We start from the raw sequence: 24,412 nt of genomic DNA on the forward strand, positions 1-24,412 counted from the left end.
TGGGAGCGGCGATGCGCGGTGGACCTTCGGTGCTCGGGATCGTACTGGCGGGCGGGGAGGGCAAACGGCTGATGCCGCTGACCGCCGACCGGGCGAAACCGGCGGTGACCTTCGGCGGCACGTACCGCCTCGTGGACTTCGTCCTGTCCAACCTCGTCAACGGCGACATCCTGCGCAACTGTGTCCTCACGCAGTACAAGTCGCACTCGCTGGACCGGCACGTCACCACGACCTGGCGGATGTCCAGTCTGCTCGGCAACTACGTCACCCCGGTGCCGGCCCAGCAGCGGCTCGGCCCGCGCTGGTACCTGGGCAGTGCGGACGCCATCCTGCAGTCGCTCAACCTCGTGCACGACGAACAGCCGGACTACATCGCGGTGTTCGGCGCCGACCACGTCTACCGGATGGACCCGCGGCAGATGCTCCAGCAGCACATCGACAGCGGTGCGGGCGTCACCGTCGCCGGGATAAGGGTGCCGCGCAAGGAAGCCCCGTCGTTCGGGATCATCACGCCCGGCTCGGACGGCCGCAGGGTCGAACAGTTCCTGGAGAAGCCGACCGATCCGCCGGGGCTGCCCGGCGACCCGCGCCGCGTGTACGCGTCGATGGGCAACTACATCTTCACCACGAAGGTCCTCGTCGACGCGCTCATCAGGGACGCCGAGGACGAGGACTCGGCCCACGACATGGGCGGCAGCATCCTGCCCCAGCTCACCGAGCGCGGCGCCGCCCAGGTCTACGACTTCGACGACAACCACGTCCCCGGCGAGACCGCCCGCGACCACGGCTACTGGCGCGACGTCGGCACCCTTGACACGTACTACGACGCCCACATGGACCTGGTCGCCGAACAGCCCGAGTTCAACCTCTACAACAGGCGGTGGCCGATCTACACCCACTTCGGGCAGCTGCCGCCCGCCCGGTTCTGCGCGGCGGGCATCGCGAGCGAGTCCATCGTCGGGCCGGGCTGCGTGATCAGCGGACAGGTCACCGGATCGGTGCTCTCGCCGGGCGTGGTCGTGGAGCCGGGCGCGGTCGTGCAGGGCTCCGTACTGCACGACAACGTGCGGATCGGCCGGGGCGCGGTCGTACGGGGCGCCATCCTCGACAAGAACGTGGACGTGCCGCCCGGAGCCACCATCGGGGTCAATCCCGAGCGCGACGCCGAGCTGTACACGGTCTCCAGGAACGGTGTGATCGCTCTCGGAAAGGGCCAGCAGGTCTCGTAACGCTGTGTGCCCGGACACCTCGTGGTTTGTCGCAGCCGCCCCTGCCTCCGTACGATTTCGCTTTTGAGGACTCAAGCAGGCGCCGGCAGGCTTGGGCGGGCGACACGTGAACGAGAGACGGCAGCGGCGATGACGGTGACAGAGGACAGCCCCGTGCACGGCGGCGACGAGCCGACCGGCCAGGACACCCCTGTGGAGTACGGCCCCGGGATCGACCCGGAGCGCATGGCCCTGTGCCTGGAGGTGCTCGCCGAGCTCGACACGCTCGACGTCGACCACCCCGATGCCATCGCCGTGCGCCGGGCCACCGCCGGCATCTACCGGACGGTGAAGCAGCGCCGCCGTCAGGAGCGCCGCGCCGCGAAGACCGCCAACGACAAGGCGGTCACCGAGGCCACCGCCACCGGTTCCGCCGTGCGCATCGATGACGAGACCGAGGGCCTCCTGCCGAAATCGGCCACCGAGGAGGGCCGGATCGCCGGGATACTCCAGCGGCCCCGCTCCTGCTACATCTGCAAGACCCGGTACGTCGAGGTCGACTACTTCTACCACCAGCTCTGCCAGCCCTGCGCCGCCCGGAACCGGGCCAAGCGCGACGCCCGCGCCGACCTCACCGGCAAGCGCGCCCTGCTCACCGGCGGGCGCGCAAAAATCGGCATGTACATCGCGCTCAGGCTGCTGCGCGACGGCGCGCACACCACCCTCACCACCCGCTTTCCCAAGGACGCCATCCGCCGCTTCAAGGCGATGGAGGACTCGGCGGACTGGATGCACCGCCTGGAGGTCGTCGGCATCGACCTGCGCGACCCCGCGCAGGCCGTCGAACTCGCGGGACGCGTCACCGAGGCGGGCCCGCTGGACATCCTGATCAACAACGCCACCCAGACCGTACGCCGCCTGCCCTCCGCGTACGCGGCCCTGGTCGACGGCGAGAACGCCCCGCTGCCCCCCGGCGAGCTGCCCGCCCACCAGGTCATCGGCGCGTTCAACTCCGGCGCCGTCGACGGTCTCGCCGCCCTGCCCCTGGGCGTCAGCGGCCTCGACGCGCAGCAGGTCGCGGATCTGGCCCTCGTCGCGGGCAACGCCAGTGTGGAGCGGCACCGCGACGGCAGCGCCATCGACGCGGGCGGTCTGGTGCCCGACGTCGTCGACACCAACACCTGGGTGCAGACCATCGAGCAGATCTCCCCGGTGGAACTGCTGGAAACCCAGCTGTGCAACTACACCTCGCCCTTCATCCTCATCAGCCAACTCCGGCCGGCGATGGCGGAGGCCGCGAAGAAGGCGGACAGCGGGCGCGCCCACATCGTCAACGTCTCCGCGATGGAGGGCGTGTTCGGCCGCGGCTACAAGGGCGCCGGACACCCCAACACCAACGCCGCCAAGGCCGCCATGAACATGGTCACCCGGACCAGCGCCCAGGAGATGTTCCAGACCGACGGCATCCTCATGACCTCCGTCGACACCGGCTGGATCACCGACGAGCGCCCGCACTTCGACAAGCTGCGCCTCGCCGAGGAAGGCTTCCACGCCCCGCTCGACCTGGTCGACGGCGCGGCACGCGTGTACGACCCGGTGGTGCGCGGCGAGGCCGGCGAGGACCTCTACGGGGTCTTCCTCAAGGACTACGCGCCCGCCGGCTGGTAGCGCCCGCGCCCGCGGATCCCGTCGCGCCGGAGGGGGCTCGACGGGTGTCCCGGGACCCCTGGGAAACGAGTGCCGTGCGCAGTCCGGCGCACCTGAGGCCGAAAGTCGACGGAATCCATCGAGCGCGCGGGCGCTCATATGGGTAGTCTGTTCGTCACGGACAGAGCAACACCCTCGGCCCGTACCCGGAAGCGGCCCACCACCACGGCCGCTTCCGATCGAGTAACACCGGCGCCACCGTGACCGAAGATCCGTTTTCTTCCCGCCCTCGGGCGGTCCGGCGGCCCTGCCGAGGGCGGCGCGGAACCGTCCGACGGGTTACGCGACCCCAAGGAGTGCGCGGTGACACCAAAGATGGCCGAACAGGATCAACGACGGTCGGAGCGTTCGACGACGTACAAGGCCGGTGCCGAAGGCCGGGCGGGCACGCCCAAGGAGATCGGCAACCTGGAGGTGTGGGCCAGGTCCGCCCCGATCCGGCTCGCCGGATACGAGGACGACCTGGCGGAGTCGCACATCCTGCCCGGCGTCGACTGATCCGCGCCCCGGTCCGGCCGGCCCACCCCGCCGGCCGGACCCGACCGTACGGGCCGCACCCCCCGGAGCCCCGGGGGGTGCGGCCCGTACGTGTCCCGGCTGGCCGAGCCGTCGTGGAGAGCGGACCCAGCGCCTCCGCACGGGCCCCGTGCGGGAGCGCTGAGCCGAGAGCGAATCCGCTGGCGCCCGGCCGCGGCCCGCGGGCAGGATGATCGACATGCCCACCACCCCCAGCGGTCGCACCGCATTCCACGACCTGTCCACCTTCCTGGCGACCCCGCGGGTGAACTCCCTCGCCCTGTCGCCCGACGGCAGTCGCCTCGTCGCCACCGTGCAGAGCCTCGACGGGGAGGGGACGGCATACGTTTCCGGCCTCTGGGAGATCGACCCGGCGGGGAAGCGCGAGCCGCACCGGCTGACCCGGTCCGTGAAGGGCGAGTCCGCGCCCGCGTTCGCCGCCGACGGCACGCTGTTCTTCCTGTCCGGCCGGGAGAACACCGACCCCGCCGCGGCCCGGGCCGAGAACGAGGACGGTGCCACGCTGTGGGCGTTGCCCGAGCGCGGCGAGGCCGTGCAGGTCGCCCGCCACCACGGTGGGATCTCCGGGTACGCGCTCGCGGCCCGCGGCGCGGCCCTCGCCTGCGCGGCACCGTTGCTGCCGGGGGCGGCCGACGCGGAAGCGCACGCCGAGCGCAGCAAGGAGCGTGAGGAAGCGAAGGTCACGGCCGTGCTGTACGAGGCCGGGCCGACCCGGTTCTGGGACCACGACCTGGGACCCGCCGAACCGCACGTCTTCGTGCGGCGCCTCGCGGACGACGGGGTGACGGCCGAGGGGGCGACGGTCGACGCGGGGAGCATGGGCGCCATCGGCGATACGGCGCCGGCCCTGTCGCCCGACGGCTCCCGGGTCGCCCTCGTCCGTTTCGTCCCCGGGAAGGTGCCCGACGGCAACCGGATGGCCCTGGTCGTCGCCGACGCGGCCACCGGCGAGGAACTGCACGTCCTCGACCACCTCGGGCACGACTACCACCAGGCGGTGTTCAGCGCCGACGGGCGTTCCCTCGTCTGCGCGCGGCAGCTCAAGGAGACGTACGAGACGCCGTACGACATGACCCTCGTGCGCGTCGACGTGACTTCGGGCGAGGCGACCGACCTGTTGCCGGACTTCGACAACTGGCCCTCCTCGATCGCCGTTTCACCGGTCGAGGGCGACGCGACGGTGTGGTTCACCGCCGACGAGCTCGGCCGTGCCCCGATCTTCCGACGTGACCCGGACGGCACCGTCACCCGGCTCACCGCCCACGGTGCGTACGCCTCGGTGCAGGTCGCCCCGGACGCGTCCACCCTGTACGCCCTGCGCACCGACATCGACGCGGCGCCCGCCCCGGTGCGGCTGGCGGCGGCGGGCGCGGACCAGAGTCCGGAGGCGCTCAGGGCGCCGGGGACGATCGACGCGTTCCCCGGGACGCTGACCGAGGTGCACACCGCGGGCGACGACGGCTTCCCGCTCCGCGGATGGCTCGCCGTGCCGGAGGGCGCGTCACCGGACGCGCCGGCACCGCTCCTGGTGTTCGTGCACGGCGGCCCGCAGGGCACCTGGAACGCCTGGACCTGGCGCTGGAACCCCTGGCCGTTCGTCGCCCGGGGCTACGCGGTGCTGATGCCGGACCCGGCGCTGTCCACCGGCTACGGGCAGCAGATGCACGAGCGGGGCTGGGGGCAGTGGGGCGGGCAGCCGTACGAGGACCTGATGCGGCTCACCGACACCACCACGGAGCGGCCCGACATCGACGGGACACGGACGGGGCTGGCGGGCGGCTCCTACGGCGGCTACATGGCCAACCGCGTCGCCACCCGCACCGACCGCTTCAAGGGCATCGTGTCCCACGCCGGGCTGTGGGACCTGCGTTCCTTCCAGGGAGACACCGACGCGTCGTGGTTCTTCCGGCGCATCTTCGGCGATCCGCTCGCCCGGCCGCAGCGGTACGAGGAGAACTCGCCGGCGTTGGCCGTGGAACAGGTGCGCACGCCGATGCTGGTGGTGCACGGGGCGAAGGACTACCGGGTACCGGTGGGACAGGCGATGGCGCTCTTCCAGGACCTGCAGCGGTGCGAGGTGCCGGTGAGGTTCCTGTACTTCCCGGACGAGAACCACTGGGTGCTGAAGCCGAGGCACGCGCAGCTCTGGTACGAGACGGTGCTGAACTTCTTCGACGAGCGGGTGCTGGGAAAGGAATGGGTGCGGCCGGGACTGGTGTAGGAGCCGCCCCGGCGGCGGACCGCCGACCGGGACGGCCGTAGGGACCGCCCCCGGCCGGCGGAGTGTGGCGGGACGCCCCGGCGCCCCGTCGGCGCTTTCGTCCGCCGCCCGCTACAACTGTGCCGTGCGGGCCCAGGGCCTGCGGGTTTCGATGCGGGCGGCGAGCGCGAGCAGGCGGTACTCGCCGCCCGGCCGGGTGACCAGTTGCACCGCGCAGGGCGCGGCCGATCCGGGGAGGGTGCCCAGCGGGAGCGTGAGGGCGGGCCAGCCCGCCAGGTTCCACGGAGGAGTGGTCGGCGCGTACGCCGTGTTGACCGCGACGTTGCGCAGCCAGCCGCGCTCGTGCCACGGCGCGGCGGCCGGGCCCCGCCGGGCCAGCGCGGGCATGACCAGGACGTCGTACCGTTCGAAGAACGGGGTGAGGCGACGGCGCAGCAGTTCCCGGTGGTCGGCCCGCAGGAGGGGCGTGCGGGCGAGGAGGCGGCCGACGGCGGCGTGCCGCCGGGTGCGCGCCGCGAGCAGCTCCGGGTCCAGGCCCGCCGCGTCCTTGGCGGTGCCGGCCGTCCAGCGGGCCAACGCGGTGGAGGAGAGGGACAGCGGGTACGGCGGGTCGTCGTGCCGCACCCGGTGGCCGTCGTCGACCAGGAGGCGGGCCGCCGCACGTACCGCGTCGGCGTACGGGCGGGTGATCGGGATGCCTGTGAGCGGCGAGCGGGCGGAGGCGGCGATGCGCAGACCGGTCGTGTCCGCGGCGCCCTCCGGGGCCTCCTCTCCCGCGAGCACCGCGAAGAGCAGGCGGGCGTCCTCGGAGGTGGTGGCGAGCGGGCCGTTCTCCGCCATGCCGTACCAGTCGCCGTCGCCGATCCCGGCGGGCACCCGGCCGTAACCCGGCTTGAGGCCGATCACCCCGCAGTTCGCGGCCGGTATGCGCAGCGAGCCCATGCCGTCGTTGCCGAGCGCGACGGGCACCATGCCGGCCGCGACGGCCGCCGCGCTGCCCCCGGAGGAGCCGCCCGCCGTGCGGGAGAGATCCCACGGGTTGCGGGCGATGCCGTGCACTCCGTCGGTCGTGCCGAAGACGCACAACTCCGGGACATGGGTCAGGCCGACGACGAGCGCCCCGGCGGCCCGCAGCCGGGCCACGGTCTCGTGGTCGGCCTCGGCGGGCGCGGAGGAAGTGGCAGCGGTTCCGACGCGCGTCGATTCGCCGCGTACCGCAAGGTTGTCCTTGACCGCCAACGGCACTCCGGCGAGCGGGAGCCGGCCCAGGTCGGGACGGTCGGCGAGCGCGTCGGCCTCGGCGAGGGCCCGAGCGGCGCGTACGACGCGGAAGGCGCCGACCCGCGAATCCAGCGCCTCGATGCGGGCGAGCGAGGCCAGCACCGCCTCACGCGGGGCGAGCGTCCCGGCGCGGACGGCGGCGGCGACCGCGCCGGCCGTGTCCGGGGCACGGACGGCGGAGGTGAGGGCAGCGGCGGAAGGGACCCCGGCGGGAGTCGCGGCATCAGTCATGCGGCTCACTGTGCCCGGCGGAAGCGCGGCCGTCGAGGGCCCGCCACCCGGTGCCGACGCGTCCGGGGGGACCGCGTCCGGTTGCGGCGGTCCCGAATGTGCGGCAGACATAGAAGAGCAATGCCGACAAAACGCATGTACCGACGAACCGGTGAGCATCCAGAGCGAGGACGGGAGAGCCGCGTGCACGCGACCACGCGCCGCCACACGGTGGCGGCGGCTGCGCAGGCGCCGTCCCTCGGGCTGCAGGCCGGCGGCTGCGGGCACTCGCGGACCGGACCGGCGGCCATCAACGCGGCGACCGGCCAGGACCTGCCGCCCCAGCCGGATTCCGGCACTCAGCCCGGACCGGACGGTGGCTGAGCCTTCCGACGGCGCACGGCGCCCGGCGGCCGGGGACGCGCGGAGCGAAGCCGCCGGGGCGGCCCCGGACGGTCCCACCGACGGCGCACGGAGCGACGGTCCCACCGAGGGCGCACGGAGCGACGGTCCCACCGAGGGCGCACGGAGCGACGGTCCCACCGAGGGCGCACGGAGCGGAGCTGCCGTGCAGCCCCGGGACGGGGACGGCACGCACGTCCGCGCCGTGGCCGAGGACGTACCGGACGGGCCGGGTGCGGCGGAGTGGCCCGTACGTCCCGAGCTGGGGCTCGCGCTCAACCGGATGGGGATCTTCGACTGGGACCTCGACCAGGCGCACCTGCACCTCGATCCCTCCGCTGCCGAGGTGTTCGGCCTCGCACCCGAGGAGTTCGACGGCAACCCCCTCACCCTGGCGTCCCGGGTCGCGCGCGGCGAGGGCGAACGGATGGACCGCATCGTCGCGCAGGCGCTGAAGAGCGGCGAGTCCTCCTACGGCGCGTACTTCCGGGTACGCCGCCGGGACGGCTCGCTGCGCTGGGCACACACCCAGGGCTCGGTGCGGCGCGACGCCTCCGGCCGCCCGTACCGGATCATCGGCGTCGTCCGGGACGCCACCCAGGAGATGGGCGACTTCGCCGACCGCAGCGCGCACGACACGGGCGCGCGGGGCGGCACCGGCGTCGTCGCGTCCACCACGGCGGCGCTCGCGCACGCCCGCAGCGTCCGCGACGTCATCGACGTGCTCAGGGACACCCACGAACTCGGCGGATTCGAGTCGTCGTCCCTCGTGATGGGGCTCGTCGAAGCGGGACGCATCCACCTGGTGGCCGAGGGCCCCGAGTTCATGCCCGGTTCCCGGCACACCCGCATCGACGACCCCGGGTGGCCGATGAGCGAAGTGGTGCGGACGCTGAGGCCCCGGTTCATCGAGTCCGCCGAGGACTTCGCCGCCCTCTACCCGCGCCTGTGGGACCACGTCCGCAAGTTCGGGGTCACCTCGGCGGCGTATCTGCCGCTGATCGCCCAGGCCAGGCCCGTCGGCGCGCTCGGCCTGCTGTACAGCGGGCGCACCAGCTTCGGTTCGGACGAACGCAACCTCCTCATCGCCCTGAGCAGCAGCATCGCGCAGAGCCTCAAACGGGCGATGCTCTACGAGCAGGAGAAGGACCTCGCCGAGGGCCTCCAGCAGTCGATGCTGCCGAGCCGGGTCCCCGCGGTGCCCGGGGCGCAGATCGCCGTCCGCTACCGCTCGGCCCGCGACGGGCAGGACGTCGGGGGCGACTGGTACGACGTGATCCCGCTGCCGGGCGGCCGGGTCGGCGCCGTCATCGGCGACGTCCAGGGACACGACACGCACGCCGCGGCGGTGATGGGCCAGCTGCGGATCGCGCTGCGCGCCTACGCAGCCGAAGGGCACGCCCCCGCGACCGTGATGGCCCGCGCCTCGCTCTTCCTGTACGAACTCGACACCGACCGCTTCGCCACCTGCACGTACGCCGAGATCGACCTGACGACGGGAGTAGTCCAGCTCGTACGGGCCGGGCACACGCACCCGCTGCTGCGGCTGACGGACGGCTCCTGCTGCCGGATGGACGTGGAGGGCGGACTGCCGCTCGGGCTGTCCGCCCAGTTCGGACAGCTCGAATACCCCGTCACCACCAAGGAGTTGGACCCGGGGCAGACCTTGCTGCTCTACACCGACGGCCTGGTGGAACAGCCCGGCAGCGACCTCGACGAAGGACTGTCCGCACTCGCCGACCTGGTCCACCGGGGCCCCGACGACCTCCAGCGGCTCGCCGACCGCCTGTGCGGAGCCGTCGACGAACGCGGCGGCGAGGACGACGTGGCGCTGCTGCTCCTGCGGCGCCGCACGGCCGCCGACGCGCCCCGCGCGGGCGGCCGGCTGCAGCAGCACGTCGCGCCGAACGACCCCGAGGCGCTGTCGTCGGCGCGGCACATGATCCGGGCCGCCGTCCGGGCCTGGGGCGCGGAGGGCCGCGCCGACGAGATCGAACTCGTCGCCGACGAACTCATGGTGAACGCCCTCATGCACACGGACGGCGGCGCGATCCTGTCGCTGCGCATGCTGACCGCGCCCGAGCGCAGGCTGCGCGTCGAGGTGGCGGACGCCTCCAGCGCCCTGCCGCGCCGCAGGGAGGCGGGCGAGGCGGCGGTCTCCGGGCGCGGGCTGCTCCTGGTGGACCGGCTGGCGGACGTGTGGGGAGTCGACCCGAGAGGCGCGGGCAAGGTGCTGTGGTGCGAGTTCGCGGTACCGCCCCACGAGCCGCAGGACCCCTGAACGTGCTCCGTCGGACTCCGGAAGGTGCGGCGGGGACTCCGGGAGGTGCTTTGCAGGACTTCGGGAGGTGTGGTGGGGGACTCCGGAAGGTGCTCCGCGGGACTCCGGGACGTGCGGAGGGCGTAGGAACGCCAACACAACGGGCCGAGGCGGCGCAGGGGCAGTTGCGGTGCGGTGAGCGGGCCGGGGCGGAGCATTTCCCGCTGGCACCCCGCTGACGCCCCGGTGCGTACCGGCGGCGGGGGTCGGCCCGTGACGGGCCGGTCACCGCCGGGCCGGCCACCGCGGCAGGCACCCACCCGCGGGCCCCGTCGTACCGTATGCCCATGCTCCGCGTACTCGCCGTCGACGACGAAAAGCCCGCCCTGGAGGAACTCCTCTACTTCCTCCGCGCCGACCCCCGCGTCCACAGCGCCGAAGGAGCCACCGACGCCACCGAGGCCCTGCTCCGGATCAACCGGGCCCTCGACGCGGGCCCCGACGGCGAGGACGCCATCGACGTCGTCTTCCTCGACATCCACATGGCCGGTCTCACCGGTCTCGACGTCGCCCGCCTCCTCGCCGGCTTCGCCCGGCCCCCGCTCATCGTCTTCGTCACCGCCCATGAGGGATTCGCGGTCCAGGCCTTCGACCTCAAGGCCGTCGACTACGTCCTCAAGCCCGTCCGGCGCGAGCGGCTCGCGGAAGCGGTCCGGCGCGTGGCCGAGGGCGCCGCGAGCTCCCGCGAGATCCCGCCGGGCAGGGACCGCGGCAGCAGCGCGACGGCCCAGGACCAGATCCCGGTCGAACTCGGCGGCATCACCCGCTTCGTCCCCGTCGCCGACATCGCCTACGCCGAGGCGCACGGTGACTACGCCCGCCTCCACACGGTGCCGCCCGCCAACGCCGGCGCCGGTCACCTGGTGCGCATCCCGCTCTCCACCCTGGAGGAACGCTGGGCCTCCCGCGGCTTCGTCCGCATCCACCGGCGTCACCTCGTCGCCCTCGACCGCATCGAGGAACTCCGCCTCGACGCGGGCACCACCACCGTCCGGGTCGCCGGCACCGAACTCGTCGTGAGCCGCCGGCACGCCCGCGAACTGCGCGACCTGCTGATGCGCCAGGCCGGCCGACGGTAGGGGACGCGGTCCGGGGCGAGGACGTGCGACCGTCCGGCGCGCCGGGCCCGCCGTTCGCCGACGGAGGTCCGCCGCACGGCGACCGGCGACCGTTCCATCCGCCGACCACGCCCGGTGCCCCCTACCCTGACCCTGAACCGGAGGGTGAGACATGGAGAAGGTGAGCCGGCTGACCGAAGTGGAAGCGCTGCTCGTGGAACTGCACGAACTGCGCGCGCTGCCCGGCATCCGCCCCTCCGCCCCGCATGAGCTCGATGCGCTCCTCACCCGCGTCAGGAGCGCCGCGGCCCGGTGGGCCGACCTCCTCTACGAGGTGCAGGAATCCGCGCGACTGTGCGCGACCCCCCGCACCGCCGCCGCCCTGGAAGTCGCGTTCCGGCGGGCCGAGGAGTCGTACGTGGAACTGGAGATCGCCCTCGGCGAAGCGAGCCGCAGCTGAACCCGGACCTACCCCGGACCGGTGTCGCTGCGTAGAATCCAGCCTCCGTACGGGGGCCGGCACGAGAACCGCCCCGCCGCCAGCGAACGACCCCGGAGCGCACCCCCATGCCCACCGCCCCGCGCCCCCGCCGTGAGACCGTGACCGGAGTGCCCCGGGGAATTCACGGCGGTCAGGGGATGCGCGGGTCCCGAGCCCCCGGGCACGCCCCCGCCCGCTCCGAGATCAGCGAGCAGACGACCCTCGGCGCCACCTACGTCCGCTCCCTGATGCGCAGCCAGCTGCGCACCGCACTCCTCGGGCTCGGGGCGCTCGCCCTGCTGATCGGCACCCTGCCCCTGCTCTTCCTGCTGCCGCGCGTCCTCACCGGGGCCTCGCTGCCCGTCTCCGGGCCGTTCGTCTGGGCCGCGCTGGGCGTCGTCGCCTACCCGGTCATGTGGCTGATCGCCCGCTGGTACGTGCACCGGGCCGAACGCAACGAGCGCGACTTCCGCGGTCTCGTCGAAGGCCGCTGACGGAACCCCATGAACCACGCGTACTCCGTCGCGGCGGTCACCGTCGTCGTCCTCGTCACCCTGCTGATCGGCGCGCTCGGCCTGCGGATATCCCGCACCACCTCCGACTTCTACGTCGCCTCGCGCACCGTCGGCCCCCGCCTCAACGCCGCCGCCATCAGCGGGGAGTACCTCTCCGCCGCCTCCTTCCTCGGCGTGGCGGGACTGGTCCTCCTCCAGGGGCCCGAGATGCTCTGGTACCCGGTCGGGTACACCGCCGGATACCTCGTGCTGCTGCTCTTCGTCGCCGCCCCACTGCGCCGCTCCGGCGCGTACACACTCTCCGACTTCGCCGAGGCCAGGCTCGAATCGACCCAGGTCAGACGCCTCGCCAGCCTCTTCGTTGTGGGCATCGGCTGGCTGTACCTGCTGCCCCAGCTCCAGGGCGCGGGGCTGACCCTGGAGATCCTCACCGGAGCGCCCGGCTGGGTCGGCGGGCTGGTGGTGGCCGTGGTCGTCACCGGGGCCGTCGCCGCCGGGGGCATGCGCAGCATCACCTTCGTCCAGGCCTTCCAGTACTGGCTCAAACTGACCGCGCTGCTCGTTCCCGCTCTCTTCCTGCTCGCCGCCTGGTGCGGGGACGACGCACCCCGCGCACGGTTCGACGCCCCCGCCACGTTCCGCGAGCACACCTCCGTGCGGTTCCAGGAGACCGTGCGCATCGACCTCGACCAGCCGCTCACCGTCGCCGTGTCCGGCACGGTCGACGGCCGGGCCTACGAGGGGGTCCACGACGTCGCGCTCGCCCCCGGCCCGCACCGCGTCACCGGCGGCACCGTCCTGCGCTTCCCGGCCGGCGCCGCCGTACCGGAGAAGAGCGCCGAGCAGGGCGACGAACGGGCCACGGGCTCCTCCACGTGGGCCCACCCGCTCGCCGACAGCCGCGAGGAGCACCCGCTCTACGCCACGTACGGACTGGTCCTCGCCACCTTTCTCGGCACCATGGGGCTCCCGCACGTCGCCGTCCGCTTCTACACGAGCCCGAACGGAAGAGCCGCCCGCCGCACCACCCTCGTCGTCCTCGGACTCATCGGCGCCTTCTACCTGCTGCCACCGGTCTACGGAGTGCTCGGGAGGATCTACGCACCGGAACTCGCCCTCACCGGGGATGCGGACGCGGCCGTGCTCGTCCTCCCCGAACGCGTCCTGGGAGGCGTACTGGGCGACCTGTTGGGGGCGCTGCTCGCGGGCGGTGCCTTCGCCGCGTTCCTGTCCACCGCGTCCGGAGTGACCATGGCGGTGGCCGGGGTGCTCACCCAGGACGTCCTCCCGGCGCGTGGCGTACGGCACTTCCGGCTGGCCACCGTGCTCGCGATCGCCGTTCCGCTCGCGGTGAGCACCGTCGTGGCCAACGTGCCGGTCGCGGACGCCGTCGGGCTCGCCTTCGCGGTGTCCGCGTCGTCGTTCTGCCCCCTGCTGGTGCTGGGCATCTGGTGGCGCGGACTCACCCCGCCCGGTGCGGTGGTGGGCCTGGTCGTCGGGGGAGGGGCCGCGCTGACGGCGGTCATGGCGACCAGAGGGGGACTCTCCGCCTCGGGTTGGACGCACACTCTGCTCGCCTGGCCCGCGGTGTGGTCCGTGCCGCTCGGCTTCCTGACGATGGTGGCCGTCTCCCTCGCCACCCGCGACCGGATACCCGGGGGGACCGCCGCCATCCTGGCCCGCCTGCACCTGCCCGAGGAACTGACCGACACCCCCAAGGGAGCGGCCGAGCAGTGACCGTCATGGAGATCGCCGCTCTCGCCGCCGCCGGGGCACTGCTCCTCGCCGCGGGCGCCGCTCTCGGCCGTCTCACCGCGCGCGGCGGCGGGAAGGACCTCGACCTCGGCACTCCGGTCGAGCGCGCCACCTTCCTCACCCTGCACACCGCGTCCCTCGCCGCGCCCCCGCTCCGCGCCGGACTCACCGAGGACACCGCCCGCAAGGCCGCCCGCCGGCTGCGCTCCCTCCTCGGCACCGAGACCCTCTGCCTCACGAGCCGCACCGCCGTCCTCGCCTGGGACGGCCCCGGTGCGGACCACCACCAGGAGAAGGTGATGCTCAAGGTCGCCGAGATGCTCGACGCGGGGCGCAGCCAGAGCGTCCACACCGACTGCGACGACCCGGCGTGCCCCCTGCGCTGGGCGGTCATCGCGCCGCTCACCGGCGAGGACGGCGTGCTCGGGGCCCTCGTCGCCTACGGCTCGCGCGAGTCGGCCGTCCTCGTCCGGGCCGCCACCGAGGTGGCCCGCTGGGTCTCCGTGCAGCTGGAACTCGCCGAGCTGGACCGTTCCCGCACCCGCATCGTCGAGGCGGAGATCCGCGCCCTGCGCGCCCAGATCTCCCCGCACTTCATCTTCAACTCCCTCGCCGCCATCGCCTCGTTCGTCCGAACCGACCCCGAGCGGGCCCGCGAACTCCTGCTGGAGTTCGCGGACTTCACCCGCTACTCGTTCCGCAGGCACGGCGACTTCACTCAGCTCGCCGACGAGCTCCGCTGCATCGAGCAGTACTTGGCGCTCGCCGGGGCGCGCTTCGGCGACCGGCTCAAGGTGACGCTTCGGATCGCCCCCGAGGTGCTGCCCGTCTCCCTGCCCTTCCTGGTGCTGCAACCTCTCGTGGAGAACGCCGTCAAGCACGGCCTGGAGGACTCCCGCGAGGACTGCCGGATCACCCTCGCCGCCCGGGACGCGGGCGCCGAGGCGATCGTCACCATCGAGGACGACGGCGTCGGGATGGAACCCGACAGGCTGCGGCGCATTCTCGCCGGACAGGAACCCGCCACCGCCGGCATCGGCCTGTCCAACGTCGACGAGCGGCTGCGCCAGGTGTACGGCGACGACTACGGCCTGGTCATCGAGACGGGCGTCGGCGCGGGCATGAAGATCACCGTCAGGCTGCCCAAGTACCGCGCGGGCGTGCACAGTTCGCCGCACACGCGGGGCTGAGACGCGGGCATCCGGTCGGAAGGGCAGGGTCGGGCGGTCCGGTCAGAACAGATGGACGGACAGGTGTCCCAGCGGCAGCCCCAGCTGCCACGCCGGAAGCCAGACCTGCGTGCTCTCGTCCACCCGGTCCAGACCGTCGACGCCGTCCAGCAGATCCGGGTCCACCGCCTCCTCGCCCTCGACGCCCGTGCCGCCGAGGTCCGCGGCCAGCAGCTCCGTGGAGGCCAGCCAGCGCCAGGACGCCCGCGCCAGTTCCAGGTCGGGCCCCGCTTCGCCGCGGCGGGCCGCGAAGCGCTCCCGTACCCACCGCTCCCACGGATGGCCGTAGGCCGTCAGCGAGAGCCACTCGTCGAGTTGGGAGATCACTCCCACTCCGGACAGCTCGTCCGTGGAGTCCGACAGGTAGACGGTCAGCGCGAGGGCCTCCCGGCCCGCGCGGAACTCCAGCGTGCCGGGGGGGATCAACTGCCCCGTGCGCAGCAGCTCGTCGGCGATGTACTCGGCGTACAGCCATGCCATGGGTACGGCAAGGCTGCTTCCGCCGGTGCCATTGGCGCTCTCGGGCAGCACAGCATTCCACCTTCTCCGGTCGTGCTTCCGGTGTGCGGGGCTCCGGACTCGGGCCCCCGGCGAAGAGCTTTCACGCTGCGAGGGGTTTGGCGGGGCATCTTTACCGAACTTGACGCCGCGCTTTCGAAATCGTCGCGCCTTCGCCGTGGCGCGGGAGGAGGGGGTGTACGAACGGTGCGGGTGTGACGCACGGGTTGACGCGCGCGGCGGCTCCGGGGCTCATGCGGCGCCGCGTCCGGTGCGCCTTCCCGCGCCGTCCTCGTACCCCGGGAGCACGCCGCGCAGTGCCCGGAGTGCGTAGTACGTACGGGACTTGACGGTTCCTTCCGGAATGCCCAGCTCGTTCGAGGTCTCCGCCACCGAGCGTCCCCGGAAGTACACCTGCACCAGAACCTCGCGGTGCTCGGTGCGCAGTGCCCGTACCGCCTCCCGCACGTCGAGTCCGGTGACCGAGCGCTCCGCGAGGTCCTCCGGGGCCGCGGAGTGGGCCAGCACCTCCGCGCCGACCTCGTTCGGCCGGGACCGGCGGGCGCGGCGGGCGTCGATCGCGAGCCGTCGGGCGACGGTGAACAGCCAGGGCCGCATCGACTCGTGGTCGCCGTCCAGCGCCTCCGGATGCTGCCAGGCCCGTACGAGCGTCTCCTGCACGAGGTCCTCGGCGCGCTGCCGGTCGCCGTGGGTGAGGCCGACGAGGAAGCCGAAGAGCGCGGTGCCGTGCTCCTGCTGGAGAGCGGCCAGGGCGCGTTCGTCGGTGCGCGGGGCGAGGGGGAGGGCGGTGGTCACCGTGGACGCTCCTTCGGGCGGGCGGGGGCTTCGAGGACGTGCGGCCGGGCGCGGGTGCGGCAGCCGCAGGGTGCGGACGGCGGGCCCGGCCGGGCGGTGACGGCGATCACAGCCGGGCCGAGTTCAGGGGAGAAGATAACCGTCCGTTCCGGGCCCCGCTGGCGGGCGGTGTCCGCCGTGCGAACAGGCGGCCGGTGCGTGCGACGAACGGTCGAGCGGTGCGACGAACGGCGCGGCGAGCGGTCGGCCGCCATGAGAGCCGTGCGTGGGTGTGCGCGGGCCGCGCGCGTGACCGCGAAAGGGTCGTTCGGGCGCACTTGTCGGTTAATCACATAAATGTTCTTGACTTCTCCCTCGTTCCCGGATGGATTCTCCGTGCGCGTATCCGGCGCGTGTTCGAGACGTGTCCACCGAGGAAAGCCGGTCCGATGACGAAGCGCACTGCGAACCCGGGGCGGCACACAGCCGGTCGGTACGCGAAGAGCCGATACGGAAAGAGCCGGTACGGCACGGCGGTCGCGGCCGCACTGCTGCTCACCGCCGCGACCGCCTGTACCGCCGGACCGGACGAGGCCGCCCCGAAGCCCGTCGGCTCCGCCGTTCCGAAGGCCGGCGCCCCCGAGACCCCGCGGCGCGGGTTCACCCTCGTCGCCTCCGGCGACGTCCTCCCGCACGACTCGATCATCCGTCAGGCCCGCAGCGACGCGGGCGGCGACGGCTACGACTTCAAGCCGATGCTCGCGGGCGTCAAGCCGGTGATCTCGCGGGCCGACCTGGCGATCTGTCACATGGAGACGGTGTACGGCGACGAGGACGGCCCCTACAGCGGATACCCGGCGTTCGTCTCCCCGCCCCAGGTGGCCGCCGCCCTCAAGGCCACCGGCTACGACTCCTGTTCCACCGCCTCCAACCACACCCTGGACGCGGGCCGTGCCGGAATCCGCCGCACCCTCGACGCCTTCGACCGGGCCGGCCTCGCCCACGCGGGCTCCGCCCGCACCGCCCGGGAGGCCGCCCGTCCCACCCTCCTGACGGCGGGCACAGCCAAGGTCGCCACACTCGCCTACACCTACGGCACGAACGGCTACCCGCTGCCGGACGGTCAGCCGTGGGCCGTCAACCTCATCGACAAGGACAGGATCCTCGCGGACGCCCGCGCCGCCCGCAGGGCCGGAGCCGACGTGGTCGTCGTCTCCCTGCACTGGGGCACCGAGTGGCAGGAAACCCCCGACGCCGACCAGCTCTCCCTCGGCCGCGCGCTCACCGCATCGGCCACCGGTGGACGCAAGGACGTCGATCTCATCCTGGGAACACATGCCCACGTCCCGCAGCCCTACGAGAAGGTGAACGGCACCTACATCGTCTACGGCATGGGCGACCAGATCGCCGGCGCCATGGTCAACCACTCCGGAGCCGTGGACGACCGGGGCAACATGAGCTCCATCGGCCGCTTCACCTTCGCGCCGCCGACCGGCCCCGGCAAGGGATGGGAGGTCGTGAAGGCGGAGTTCGTCCCGCAGTACTTCGACCTCGGATCCCACCGCGCCGTCAACATCGGGGCGCGGGACGGCGGCTACGAAGAGATCCGCGACCGGATCCGCCGCGTCGTGCTCAGTCGCGGCGCCGCCGCGTCCGGACTCACCATGGGGCACTGAACCGTCCCGGTCACGGCAAGGCCGGAGCAGGCCCTCCGGCCGAACCGTTGCCGCACGACCACGACCGGCCGTACCCCCGCCCGAGCGCTCACGGCACGACCGTGACCGGCCACCGGCCCGCCTTCACCAGCCGGACCGCCACCGAGCCCACGAACCTGTGCCCCGCCGACTCCGAGGCGCCCACCACCACCGCGTCCGCCGTCAACTCGTCGGCCGCCGTGACGAGCCCGTTGTACGGGTCGCCGCGGAAGGTGTGGAACTCCCAGCGCACGTCGAACATCCCCTTCACCCGCGCTGCCGCCCGCCGGATCTCGCCGATCAGGTCCTCGGCGATCTCGTCGGTGGTCCCGGCCACCGGGACGCCCAGCGCCGCGCCCGCGGGGATCAGCGGCTGTACGTACACCAGGGCGAGCAGCGCGTTCTGCCGGCGGGCCAGCCCCGCCGCGTACGAGGCCGCGCGCAGGGAGGACGAGGATCCGTCGATACCGGCGACGATCACCTTGGGTCCGTCGGTACCGCGTTCGAAGACGGGGCGCTGCTGTTCGGGCTGTTCGGTCACAGAGCGGAGGCTATCCCCTGGGAGACACGCCCGCCGAAACGCGTCGGGCGGCCGTCCCCAGCGGGGCCACACCGCGCCTGTACGCAGGTGGAGGGCCCGACCCGGGAGGCGTAGGGGCGCGGTGCTCCCTAGAGTTTCCCCATGAGTGTCAGCGTGGAGGAGACTCCCACCAGCCGCAACCGCTTCCTCAGCCGGGTGCCCGACGGATTCGCGACCTTCTTCGGTCTGCTCGGTCTGTACTGTGCCCTGCTCGCGATCAGTCAGCCCCTGCGCAGACTGGTGAGGCCGTTCACCGAACTCCTGGAGTTCCTCACCGTTCCGGTGAGCGCGAACCTGGCGTACGCGGTGTTCTTCTTCCTGCTCGCCGCCGCCGTCGGGGCACGCAAGAAGATCGCCTGGTGGCTGGTGGTCGGATACCTCGGTCTGCTGCTCGTCAGCGACGTGCTCTGGACCATCCTGGAGGACTGGGAGGCGCTGGCCTCCACCGTGGTGTGCGCCGCGGCGCTGGTGGTGCTGATCCTCGCGCGCAAGGAGTTCTACGCCGCCTCCCGTCACGGCGCGGTGCGTCGCGCGGTGGGCGTGCTGGTGGCCTCGCTGGCGGCCGCGGTGCTCGTCGGCTGGGGACTCGTCTCCCTCTTCCCGGGAACGCTGGTGGCCGCCGACCGCCTCCCCTGGGTGATCGGCCGGGTCTTCGGCGGGGTGCTGTACGGGCAGTTCGACGGCCGGGGGCCGCGCTTCCTCTACTTCCTGTGCGGACTGCTCGGCGCGCTCGCCCTGCTGGCCGCCGCCGCGACCCTGTTCCGCTCGCAGCGCATGGAGTCCTCCCTGCACGGCGACGAGGAGCCCCGCATCCGGGCGCTGCTCGCCGCGTACGGGGCACAGGACTCCCTCGGGTACTTCGCCACCCGCCGCGACAAGGCCGTCGTCTTCGCTCCGAACGGGAGGGCCGCCGTCACCTACCGCGTCGAGGCCGGTGTCTCCCTCGCCTCCGGCGACCCCGTCGGCGACAGGTCGGCCTGGCCGGCGGCCATCGAGGCATGGCTGGGCGTGGCCAAGCGGTACGCCTGGGCACCCGCCGTCATGGGCGCGTCCGAGGAGGGCGCCACCGCGTTCGCCCGCGCCGGCCTCAGCGCCATGCAACTCGGCGACGAAGCCATCCTCGACGTCACCTCCTTCGACCTGGACGGCCGCGACATGCGGGTCACCCGGCAGGCCGTCAACCGGGTCCGTCGTACCGGAGCCACCACCCGCATCCGCCGCCACTCCGCCCTCTCCGACGCCGAGATGGAGCAGATCATCGACCGCGCCGACGCCTGGCGCGGCACCGAGACCGAGCGCGGCTTCTCCATGGCGCTCGACCGGCTCGGCGACCCCGAGGACGGCGACTGCCTCCTCGTCGAGGCCTTCGACGCCGACGGCACGCTCATCGCCCTGCTGTCCTTCGTGCCCTGGGGCAGGGACGGCATCTCCCTGGACCTGATGCGCCGCGACCGGCAGGCGCCCAACGGCGTCATGGAGTTCATGGTCGCCGAGATCTGCGCCCAGGTTCCCAAGCTCGGCATCCGCCGCGTCTCCCTCAACTTCGCGGTCTTCCGCTCCGCCTTCGAGGAGGGCGCCCGGATCGGCGCCGGCCCCGTCCTGCGGCTCTGGCGCAAACTGCTGCTCTTCTTCTCCAAGTGGTGGCAGCTCGAAGCGCTCTACCGCTCGAACGTCAAGTACCAGCCCGCCTGGTACCCCCGCTTCCTCTGCTACGGCGACGCGGGCTCCCTCGCCCGCGTCTCCCTCGCCTCCGGCATCGCCGAAGGCTTCGTCGCCGTGCCCAGCCTGCGCAAGAGGTGGGGCCGCGGGCACAGCCCGCGCCGTACCTTCACCAACCCGGCCAGTACCGCGGGCCTGCCCTCCATCGAGGAACTCGGCCTGGCCCGCGCGGCCGACGCCGCAGACACCGACCCCGTCGCGCACCTGCCCGAGCAGATCCGCATCCGGCACCGCAAGCTGACCCGGCTGCGCGCCGAGGGCACCGACCCGTACCCCGTGGGCGTCCCGGCGGCCAGCCACACCCTGGCCGCGGTCCGCGCCGCCCACGCCACGGCCGCACCCGGCGCCCGCACCGGCGAAACCGCCACGGTCTGCGGCCGTGTGATGGTCGTACGGGACTTCGGTGGCGTCGTCTTCGCCGACCTCCGCGACTGGTCCGGGGACCTCCAGATCGCCTTCACCCGTGACGGCTCCGGGACGGACGTGCTCGACCGCTTCACCGCCGACGTCGACTTCGGCGACCTCGTCTCCGCCACCGGCGAGATCGGCACGTCCGAGAAGGGCGAGCTGAGCCTCTTCGTCACCGACTGGCAGCTCACCGGCAAATGCCTGCGCCCGCTGCCCGACAAACGCCTGGGCCTCACCGACCCCGAGGCCAAGGTGCGCCGCCGGTACGTCGATCTGGTGTCCGGCCCGGACGCCCGCGAGGTCGTCCGCGCACGCTCCGCCGTCCTCCAGGGACTGCGCCAGGGCCTGCTGGAACGCGGCTACCTGGAGGTCGAGACGCCGATGCTCCAGCAGGTGCACGGCGGCGCCAACGCCCGCCCCTTCACCACGCACATCAACGCCTACGACCTCGACCTCTACCTGCGCATCGCCCCCGAGCTCTACCTCAAGCGGCTGTGCGTCGGCGGCATGGAGAAGGTCTTCGAGATGGGCCGCACCTTCCGCAACGAGGGCGTCTCCTACAAGCACAACCCCGAGTTCACGATGCTGGAGGCCTACCAGGCGTACGCCGACTACGACGTGATGCTGGACCTCACCCGCGAACTCGTCCAGGGCGCGGCCACCGCCGCCTTCGGCTCCCCGGTCGCCCGCAGGATCGACGCCGACGGCAAGGTCGTCGAGCACGACATCTCCGGTACCTGGCCGGTCAAGACCCTGTACGGGGCCGTCTCCGAAGCCCTCGGCGAAGAGGTCGACGCCGACACCGAGGAGCCGGTGCTGCGCCGTCTCTGCGACCGCTCCGGCGTGCCGCACACTCCGGAGAAGACCCGCGGCGACCTCGTTCTGGAGATGTACGAGCGCCTCGTCGAGGAGCGCACCACACTGCCCGCCTTCTACAAGGACTTCCCCACCGACGTCTCCCCGCTGACCCGCCAGCACCGCAGGGACCCGCGCCTCGCGGAGCGCTGGGACCTGGTCGCCTTCGGCACCGAACTGGGGACCGCCTACTCGGAGTTGACCGACCCCGTCGAACAGCGCCGACGGCTGAGGGCGCAGTCCCTGCTCGCGGCGGGCGGCGATCCCGAGGCCATGGAGGTCGACGAGGACTTCCTCGACGCGCTGGAGTACGCGATGCCTCCCACCGGGGGCCTGGGCATCGGCGTCGACCGGCTCGTCATGTTCCTCACCGGCCGTACGATCCGCGAGACGCTGCCGTTCCCGCTGGTGCGCCGCTGAGACGGGCGGGGAGTGCCGCTCCCTAGTTCCATCGGGTGCAATCGGGGCCCCGGAATGTGTTGATCGATGGCTCGCACGTGACGGCGTGCGAGCCATTAGTCATGAAAGCAGAAGATCAGCCGACTTCGTCCCGCCGGGCCGTGCTGCGGCTCGCCGCCTGCGCAGGAGCCGCCGTCACCGTGCACGTGCTGAGCACCGACACGGCGCAGACCCCCGACGCCCCCGCCGCCGCGAAGTCCGGCCCGGCCGCCGGGCCGCCGCGCGCCGCCGCGCCGCTCAAGCCGTCCGCGTACCGGCTGCGCCCCATGACCGCGTACGGGCCCCCGGAGCTCAGGCCCGCACTCCCGCCCGTCCGCCGCAAGCCGTTCCTGCGGATGGACGCGCCGGGCCGCACCATGGTCCTCACCTTCGACGACGGGCCGGACCCCCGCTACACCCCGGCCATCCTCAAGACGCTGCGGCGCCACGGCGCTCGGGCGATGTTCTTCGTCTGCGGCGAGATGGCGGCCGGTCATCAGGACCTGCTGCGCGAGATGACCGACGACGGCCACGTCATCGGCAACCACTCCTGGTCGCATCCGCTGATCCCCAAGCTGTCCCGCTCCCGCATCCGCTCCCAGCTGGGACGCACCAGCGACGTGGTGGAACGGACGGTGGGCGCGGCGCCGCGCTGGTACCGGGCCCCCTACGGCGCGTGGAACCGGGCCTCCTTCGAGATCGGCGCGGAGCTGGGCATGGAGCCGCTCGGCTGGACGCTGGACACCCTGGACTGGACCGAGCCGGGCAGCTCCGCCATCATCCGCAGGGTCCGCGCCGGTGCCGGGCCGGGCGTGGTCGTCCTCTCGCACGACGCGGGCGGCAACCGCTCGGGCACCGTCCGCGCCCTGCGCACGTACCTGCCCGAACTCATCGACCAGGGCTACCGGATCACCGTCCCGCAGGACTGAGGCGAGGAGGCGGAGCTACCGCGTGGCCACGAGCCGGGCGAACACGACCACGTTGCCCGCGTAGCCGGTGTCCTTCGAGTAGCCCCCGCCGCAGGTGATCACCCGCAGCTCCGGGCGCCCGGTGTCGCCGTACACCCGGGCGCCCGGGAAGCCCTCCTTGTCGTACACCTCCACCCCGTACACCTCGAACACCGCGGTGCGCCCGTCGAAGCGGTCCACTTCCACCCGCTGCCCCTTCTTCATCGAGCCGAGCCCGAAGAAGACCGCGGGACCCGTGGAGTTGTCGACGTGGCCGACGACGATGGAGGTGCCGCGCTGGCCGGGGGCGATGCCGTTCTGGTACCAGCCGGCGAGGTTGGGGTCCTGCGGGGGAGGGGCTTCGATCCATCCCTCCCGGTCGAGGCCGACGTCCACCATGGGGGCGTCGACCTTGATCGCGGGGAGGCGCACCCGGGAGGCCGGCGCGTGGGGGAGCGCGGGCGGTCCGGCCGCGTGTCCCGTCGGGGCGGAGGGGCCGTCCGCGGCGCTGTCCCGGGCCGCTGCCGCGGCCGGCTGCGGCGGGCCGAATCCGACGTCGCTGCCGTTGCGCAGCAGGGCGAGCCCGGTGAGCAGTGCCAGCGTCAGCGGGCCCCACGGCGCTCGCCGCCTCGGGTGCGCGCCACGCCATTCCTGCCGGTGCCCCATAGTGCTGCTCCCTTCGTCGCGCCCACCCGCCGGTCGTGCACGGACGGGCCCGCCCCGCACGGACCCGACCATCTGGTACGGACGCTAAGCGCCCCGCGGTACGGCGGCGAGGTGCGGAGCGCGAACGGGTGGCGCCAGCACCCCTGGCCTCTGATTGGGCATCAGAAGGCGCGCTTCGACAGAGGTCTGAGGTGGCGTCAGGAGACGGGCCGGGCTGCCGTCGGGCCGGCGGCGTCCGTGCCGGTGCCGTCCGTCACCGGTCCGGCCCAGTATGAAATGCGAAGATTGCACCGGTAGCTGAGGGTTCGTCATGGAAGGCGTCCTCGTCGAATTTCCCGGAGCACCGCCCCGGAGCGTCTTCCGATGGAGGTTCTACGATGCGTGCTTCACGCGCCTGTGCGGCGACCGCGCTCGCCTGCGCCGCAGTCGCCATGTCCGCCCCCGTGGCCGCCGCCACCAACGGCCCGAGCAACGTCACTGTCAATCCGTACTCGGTCCACCAGGGCGGCACGATCTCGATCACGGCGAACGGCTGCGGCCACGGCGGCACCGTGACGTCCAACGCCTTCCCGCAGGCCGGCCTGTCGGCGGGCGCCAAGGGGTACGCGTCGGCCCGGATCAACGACCACGCCACTCCCGGCCACTACAACCTGGCCGTGAAGTGCAACGACAACGCGATGGTGGCCACCCACCGGTTCACTGTGCTCGCCGGGCGCGGGGCACACGGCGGCCTCGGCGGCTCGATCGGACCGAGCGACACGGACATGGCGGTCGGCGCGGGCCTGGTCGCCTCGGCGGCACTCGGCGCCGCGGTCTTCGTGGCCCGCCGCCGCAACGCGTCCGGCAGCAGGGCCTGATCCGTTCTGTGACGCCGGTGGGCCCGGGACC

Annotated in this window: 20 protein-coding genes; 15 read left to right on the forward strand and 5 right to left on the reverse strand. The window is 72.9% G+C overall.

The features are described 5' to 3' along the window. Nucleotides 1-11 precede the first annotated feature (11 nt). The 4 genes from glgC (at nucleotide 12) to ACQPZG_RS30580 (ending at nucleotide 5,673) form a co-directional block, all read left to right on the forward strand. On the forward strand, nucleotides 12-1,229 hold the full coding sequence (gene glgC / locus ACQPZG_RS30565) for a glucose-1-phosphate adenylyltransferase (protein WP_433548916.1): 1,218 nt from the start codon (nucleotides 12-14) through the stop codon (nucleotides 1,227-1,229). Nucleotides 1,230-1,358: 129 nt separating this feature from the next. Continuing rightward, entirely contained in the window at nucleotides 1,359-2,876 is a 1,518-nt protein-coding gene (locus ACQPZG_RS30570) for an SDR family NAD(P)-dependent oxidoreductase (RefSeq protein WP_433548917.1), read from the forward strand. Between the two features lie 342 nt (nucleotides 2,877-3,218). Next, nucleotides 3,219-3,413, forward strand: coding sequence for a hypothetical protein (locus tag ACQPZG_RS30575; RefSeq protein ID WP_433548918.1), 195 nt, complete (start codon nucleotides 3,219-3,221; stop codon nucleotides 3,411-3,413). A 217-nt stretch (nucleotides 3,414-3,630) separates the two neighbouring features. Further along, a complete protein-coding gene (locus ACQPZG_RS30580) occupies nucleotides 3,631-5,673 on the forward strand; it encodes a prolyl oligopeptidase family serine peptidase (RefSeq protein ID WP_433548919.1) in 2,043 nt (680 codons plus the stop codon). 111 nt (nucleotides 5,674-5,784) lie between these two features. Here the strand turns inward: ACQPZG_RS30580 and ACQPZG_RS30585 are convergent, their stop codons facing one another. After that, nucleotides 5,785-7,185: an amidase gene (locus ACQPZG_RS30585; protein ID WP_433548920.1), complete on the reverse strand. Its 1,401-nt coding sequence runs from the start codon at nucleotides 7,183-7,185 to the stop codon at nucleotides 5,785-5,787. 183 nt (nucleotides 7,186-7,368) lie between these two features. Between ACQPZG_RS30585 and ACQPZG_RS30590 the strand changes: the two genes are divergently transcribed. From ACQPZG_RS30590 to ACQPZG_RS30620, 7 genes are all read left to right on the forward strand, one after another. Further along, a complete protein-coding gene (locus ACQPZG_RS30590; protein WP_433548921.1) occupies nucleotides 7,369-7,548 on the forward strand; it encodes a hypothetical protein in 180 nt (59 codons plus the stop codon). A 223-nt stretch (nucleotides 7,549-7,771) separates the two neighbouring features. Further along, the gene (locus ACQPZG_RS30595) at nucleotides 7,772-9,847 is read left to right on the forward strand and encodes a SpoIIE family protein phosphatase (protein ID WP_433549612.1); all 2,076 of its coding nucleotides are present in this window, start codon (nucleotides 7,772-7,774) and stop codon (nucleotides 9,845-9,847) included. 326 nt (nucleotides 9,848-10,173) lie between these two features. Then, complete coding sequence (locus ACQPZG_RS30600) at nucleotides 10,174-10,965, forward strand: LytR/AlgR family response regulator transcription factor (RefSeq protein ID WP_433548922.1); 792 nt, start codon at nucleotides 10,174-10,176, stop codon at nucleotides 10,963-10,965. A 151-nt stretch (nucleotides 10,966-11,116) separates the two neighbouring features. Continuing rightward, a complete protein-coding gene (locus ACQPZG_RS30605) occupies nucleotides 11,117-11,404 on the forward strand; it encodes a hypothetical protein (protein WP_433548923.1) in 288 nt (95 codons plus the stop codon). Between the two features lie 107 nt (nucleotides 11,405-11,511). After that, on the forward strand, nucleotides 11,512-11,919 hold the full coding sequence (locus tag ACQPZG_RS30610) for a hypothetical protein (protein ID WP_433548924.1): 408 nt from the start codon (nucleotides 11,512-11,514) through the stop codon (nucleotides 11,917-11,919). Between the two features lie 9 nt (nucleotides 11,920-11,928). Beyond that, nucleotides 11,929-13,677 carry a cation acetate symporter gene (locus ACQPZG_RS30615; RefSeq protein ID WP_433548925.1) on the forward strand — a complete coding sequence of 583 codons (1,749 nt, stop codon included), beginning with the start codon at nucleotides 11,929-11,931 and terminating at the stop codon, nucleotides 13,675-13,677. 5 nt (nucleotides 13,678-13,682) lie between these two features. Beyond that, the gene (locus ACQPZG_RS30620; protein ID WP_433549613.1) at nucleotides 13,683-14,885 is read left to right on the forward strand and encodes a sensor histidine kinase; all 1,203 of its coding nucleotides are present in this window, start codon (nucleotides 13,683-13,685) and stop codon (nucleotides 14,883-14,885) included. Nucleotides 14,886-14,927: 42 nt separating this feature from the next. Here ACQPZG_RS30620 and ACQPZG_RS30625 read toward each other — a convergent pair whose 3' ends face one another. After that, entirely contained in the window at nucleotides 14,928-15,404 is a 477-nt protein-coding gene (locus ACQPZG_RS30625) for a hypothetical protein (protein ID WP_433549614.1), read from the reverse strand. A gap of 270 nt (nucleotides 15,405-15,674) precedes the next feature. Beyond that, nucleotides 15,675-16,238, reverse strand: coding sequence for a sigma-70 family RNA polymerase sigma factor (locus ACQPZG_RS30630; protein ID WP_433548926.1), 564 nt, complete (start codon nucleotides 16,236-16,238; stop codon nucleotides 15,675-15,677). Nucleotides 16,239-16,666: 428 nt separating this feature from the next. Between ACQPZG_RS30630 and ACQPZG_RS30635 the strand changes: the two genes are divergently transcribed. Further along, a complete protein-coding gene (locus ACQPZG_RS30635; RefSeq protein ID WP_433548927.1) occupies nucleotides 16,667-17,893 on the forward strand; it encodes a CapA family protein in 1,227 nt (408 codons plus the stop codon). Between the two features lie 88 nt (nucleotides 17,894-17,981). Here the strand turns inward: ACQPZG_RS30635 and ACQPZG_RS30640 are convergent, their stop codons facing one another. Further along, nucleotides 17,982-18,452: a universal stress protein gene (locus ACQPZG_RS30640; RefSeq protein WP_433548928.1), complete on the reverse strand. Its 471-nt coding sequence runs from the start codon at nucleotides 18,450-18,452 to the stop codon at nucleotides 17,982-17,984. Nucleotides 18,453-18,593: 141 nt separating this feature from the next. Here ACQPZG_RS30640 and lysX point away from each other — a divergent pair, with 141 nt between their 5' ends. Further along, the gene (lysX, locus tag ACQPZG_RS30645) at nucleotides 18,594-21,893 is read left to right on the forward strand and encodes a bifunctional lysylphosphatidylglycerol synthetase/lysine--tRNA ligase LysX (RefSeq protein WP_433548929.1); all 3,300 of its coding nucleotides are present in this window, start codon (nucleotides 18,594-18,596) and stop codon (nucleotides 21,891-21,893) included. Nucleotides 21,894-21,994: 101 nt separating this feature from the next. Beyond that, nucleotides 21,995-22,840, forward strand: coding sequence for a polysaccharide deacetylase family protein (locus ACQPZG_RS30650; RefSeq protein WP_433548930.1), 846 nt, complete (start codon nucleotides 21,995-21,997; stop codon nucleotides 22,838-22,840). Between the two features lie 15 nt (nucleotides 22,841-22,855). Here the strand turns inward: ACQPZG_RS30650 and ACQPZG_RS30655 are convergent, their stop codons facing one another. After that, entirely contained in the window at nucleotides 22,856-23,524 is a 669-nt protein-coding gene (locus ACQPZG_RS30655; protein WP_433548931.1) for a class F sortase, read from the reverse strand. Between the two features lie 377 nt (nucleotides 23,525-23,901). On the opposite strand from ACQPZG_RS30655, the gene ACQPZG_RS30660 reads away from it, so the two are divergent. After that, nucleotides 23,902-24,381: a hypothetical protein gene (locus ACQPZG_RS30660; RefSeq protein WP_433548932.1), complete on the forward strand. Its 480-nt coding sequence runs from the start codon at nucleotides 23,902-23,904 to the stop codon at nucleotides 24,379-24,381. Nucleotides 24,382-24,412: the final 31 nt, after the last annotated feature.

It is taken from the genome of Streptomyces sp. CA-294286 (genome assembly GCF_050947155.1).
Lineage (GTDB): Bacteria > Actinomycetota > Actinomycetes > Streptomycetales > Streptomycetaceae > Streptomyces.

Excerpts from the sequence above, each read along its gene's own strand:
- glgC (WP_433548916.1), top strand. The coding sequence starts at position 12 with ATGCGCGGTGGACCTTCGGTGCTCGGGATCGTACTGGCGGGCGGGGAG.
- ACQPZG_RS30570 (WP_433548917.1), top strand. The coding sequence starts at position 1,359 with ATGACGGTGACAGAGGACAGCCCCGTGCACGGCGGCGACGAGCCGACC.
- ACQPZG_RS30580 (WP_433548919.1), top strand. The coding sequence starts at position 3,631 with ATGCCCACCACCCCCAGCGGTCGCACCGCATTCCACGACCTGTCCACC.
- ACQPZG_RS30585 (WP_433548920.1), bottom strand. The coding sequence starts at position 7,185 with ATGACTGATGCCGCGACTCCCGCCGGGGTCCCTTCCGCCGCTGCCCTC.
- ACQPZG_RS30600 (WP_433548922.1), top strand. The coding sequence starts at position 10,174 with ATGCTCCGCGTACTCGCCGTCGACGACGAAAAGCCCGCCCTGGAGGAA.
- ACQPZG_RS30605 (WP_433548923.1), top strand. The coding sequence starts at position 11,117 with ATGGAGAAGGTGAGCCGGCTGACCGAAGTGGAAGCGCTGCTCGTGGAA.
- ACQPZG_RS30610 (WP_433548924.1), top strand. The coding sequence starts at position 11,512 with ATGCCCACCGCCCCGCGCCCCCGCCGTGAGACCGTGACCGGAGTGCCC.
- ACQPZG_RS30615 (WP_433548925.1), top strand. The coding sequence starts at position 11,929 with ATGAACCACGCGTACTCCGTCGCGGCGGTCACCGTCGTCGTCCTCGTC.
- ACQPZG_RS30620 (WP_433549613.1), top strand. The coding sequence starts at position 13,683 with ATGGAGATCGCCGCTCTCGCCGCCGCCGGGGCACTGCTCCTCGCCGCG.
- ACQPZG_RS30625 (WP_433549614.1), bottom strand. The coding sequence starts at position 15,404 with ATGGCATGGCTGTACGCCGAGTACATCGCCGACGAGCTGCTGCGCACG.
- ACQPZG_RS30635 (WP_433548927.1), top strand. The coding sequence starts at position 16,667 with ATGACGAAGCGCACTGCGAACCCGGGGCGGCACACAGCCGGTCGGTAC.
- lysX (WP_433548929.1), top strand. The coding sequence starts at position 18,594 with ATGAGTGTCAGCGTGGAGGAGACTCCCACCAGCCGCAACCGCTTCCTC.
- ACQPZG_RS30650 (WP_433548930.1), top strand. The coding sequence starts at position 21,995 with ATGAAAGCAGAAGATCAGCCGACTTCGTCCCGCCGGGCCGTGCTGCGG.
- ACQPZG_RS30655 (WP_433548931.1), bottom strand. The coding sequence starts at position 23,524 with ATGGGGCACCGGCAGGAATGGCGTGGCGCGCACCCGAGGCGGCGAGCG.
- ACQPZG_RS30660 (WP_433548932.1), top strand. The coding sequence starts at position 23,902 with ATGCGTGCTTCACGCGCCTGTGCGGCGACCGCGCTCGCCTGCGCCGCA.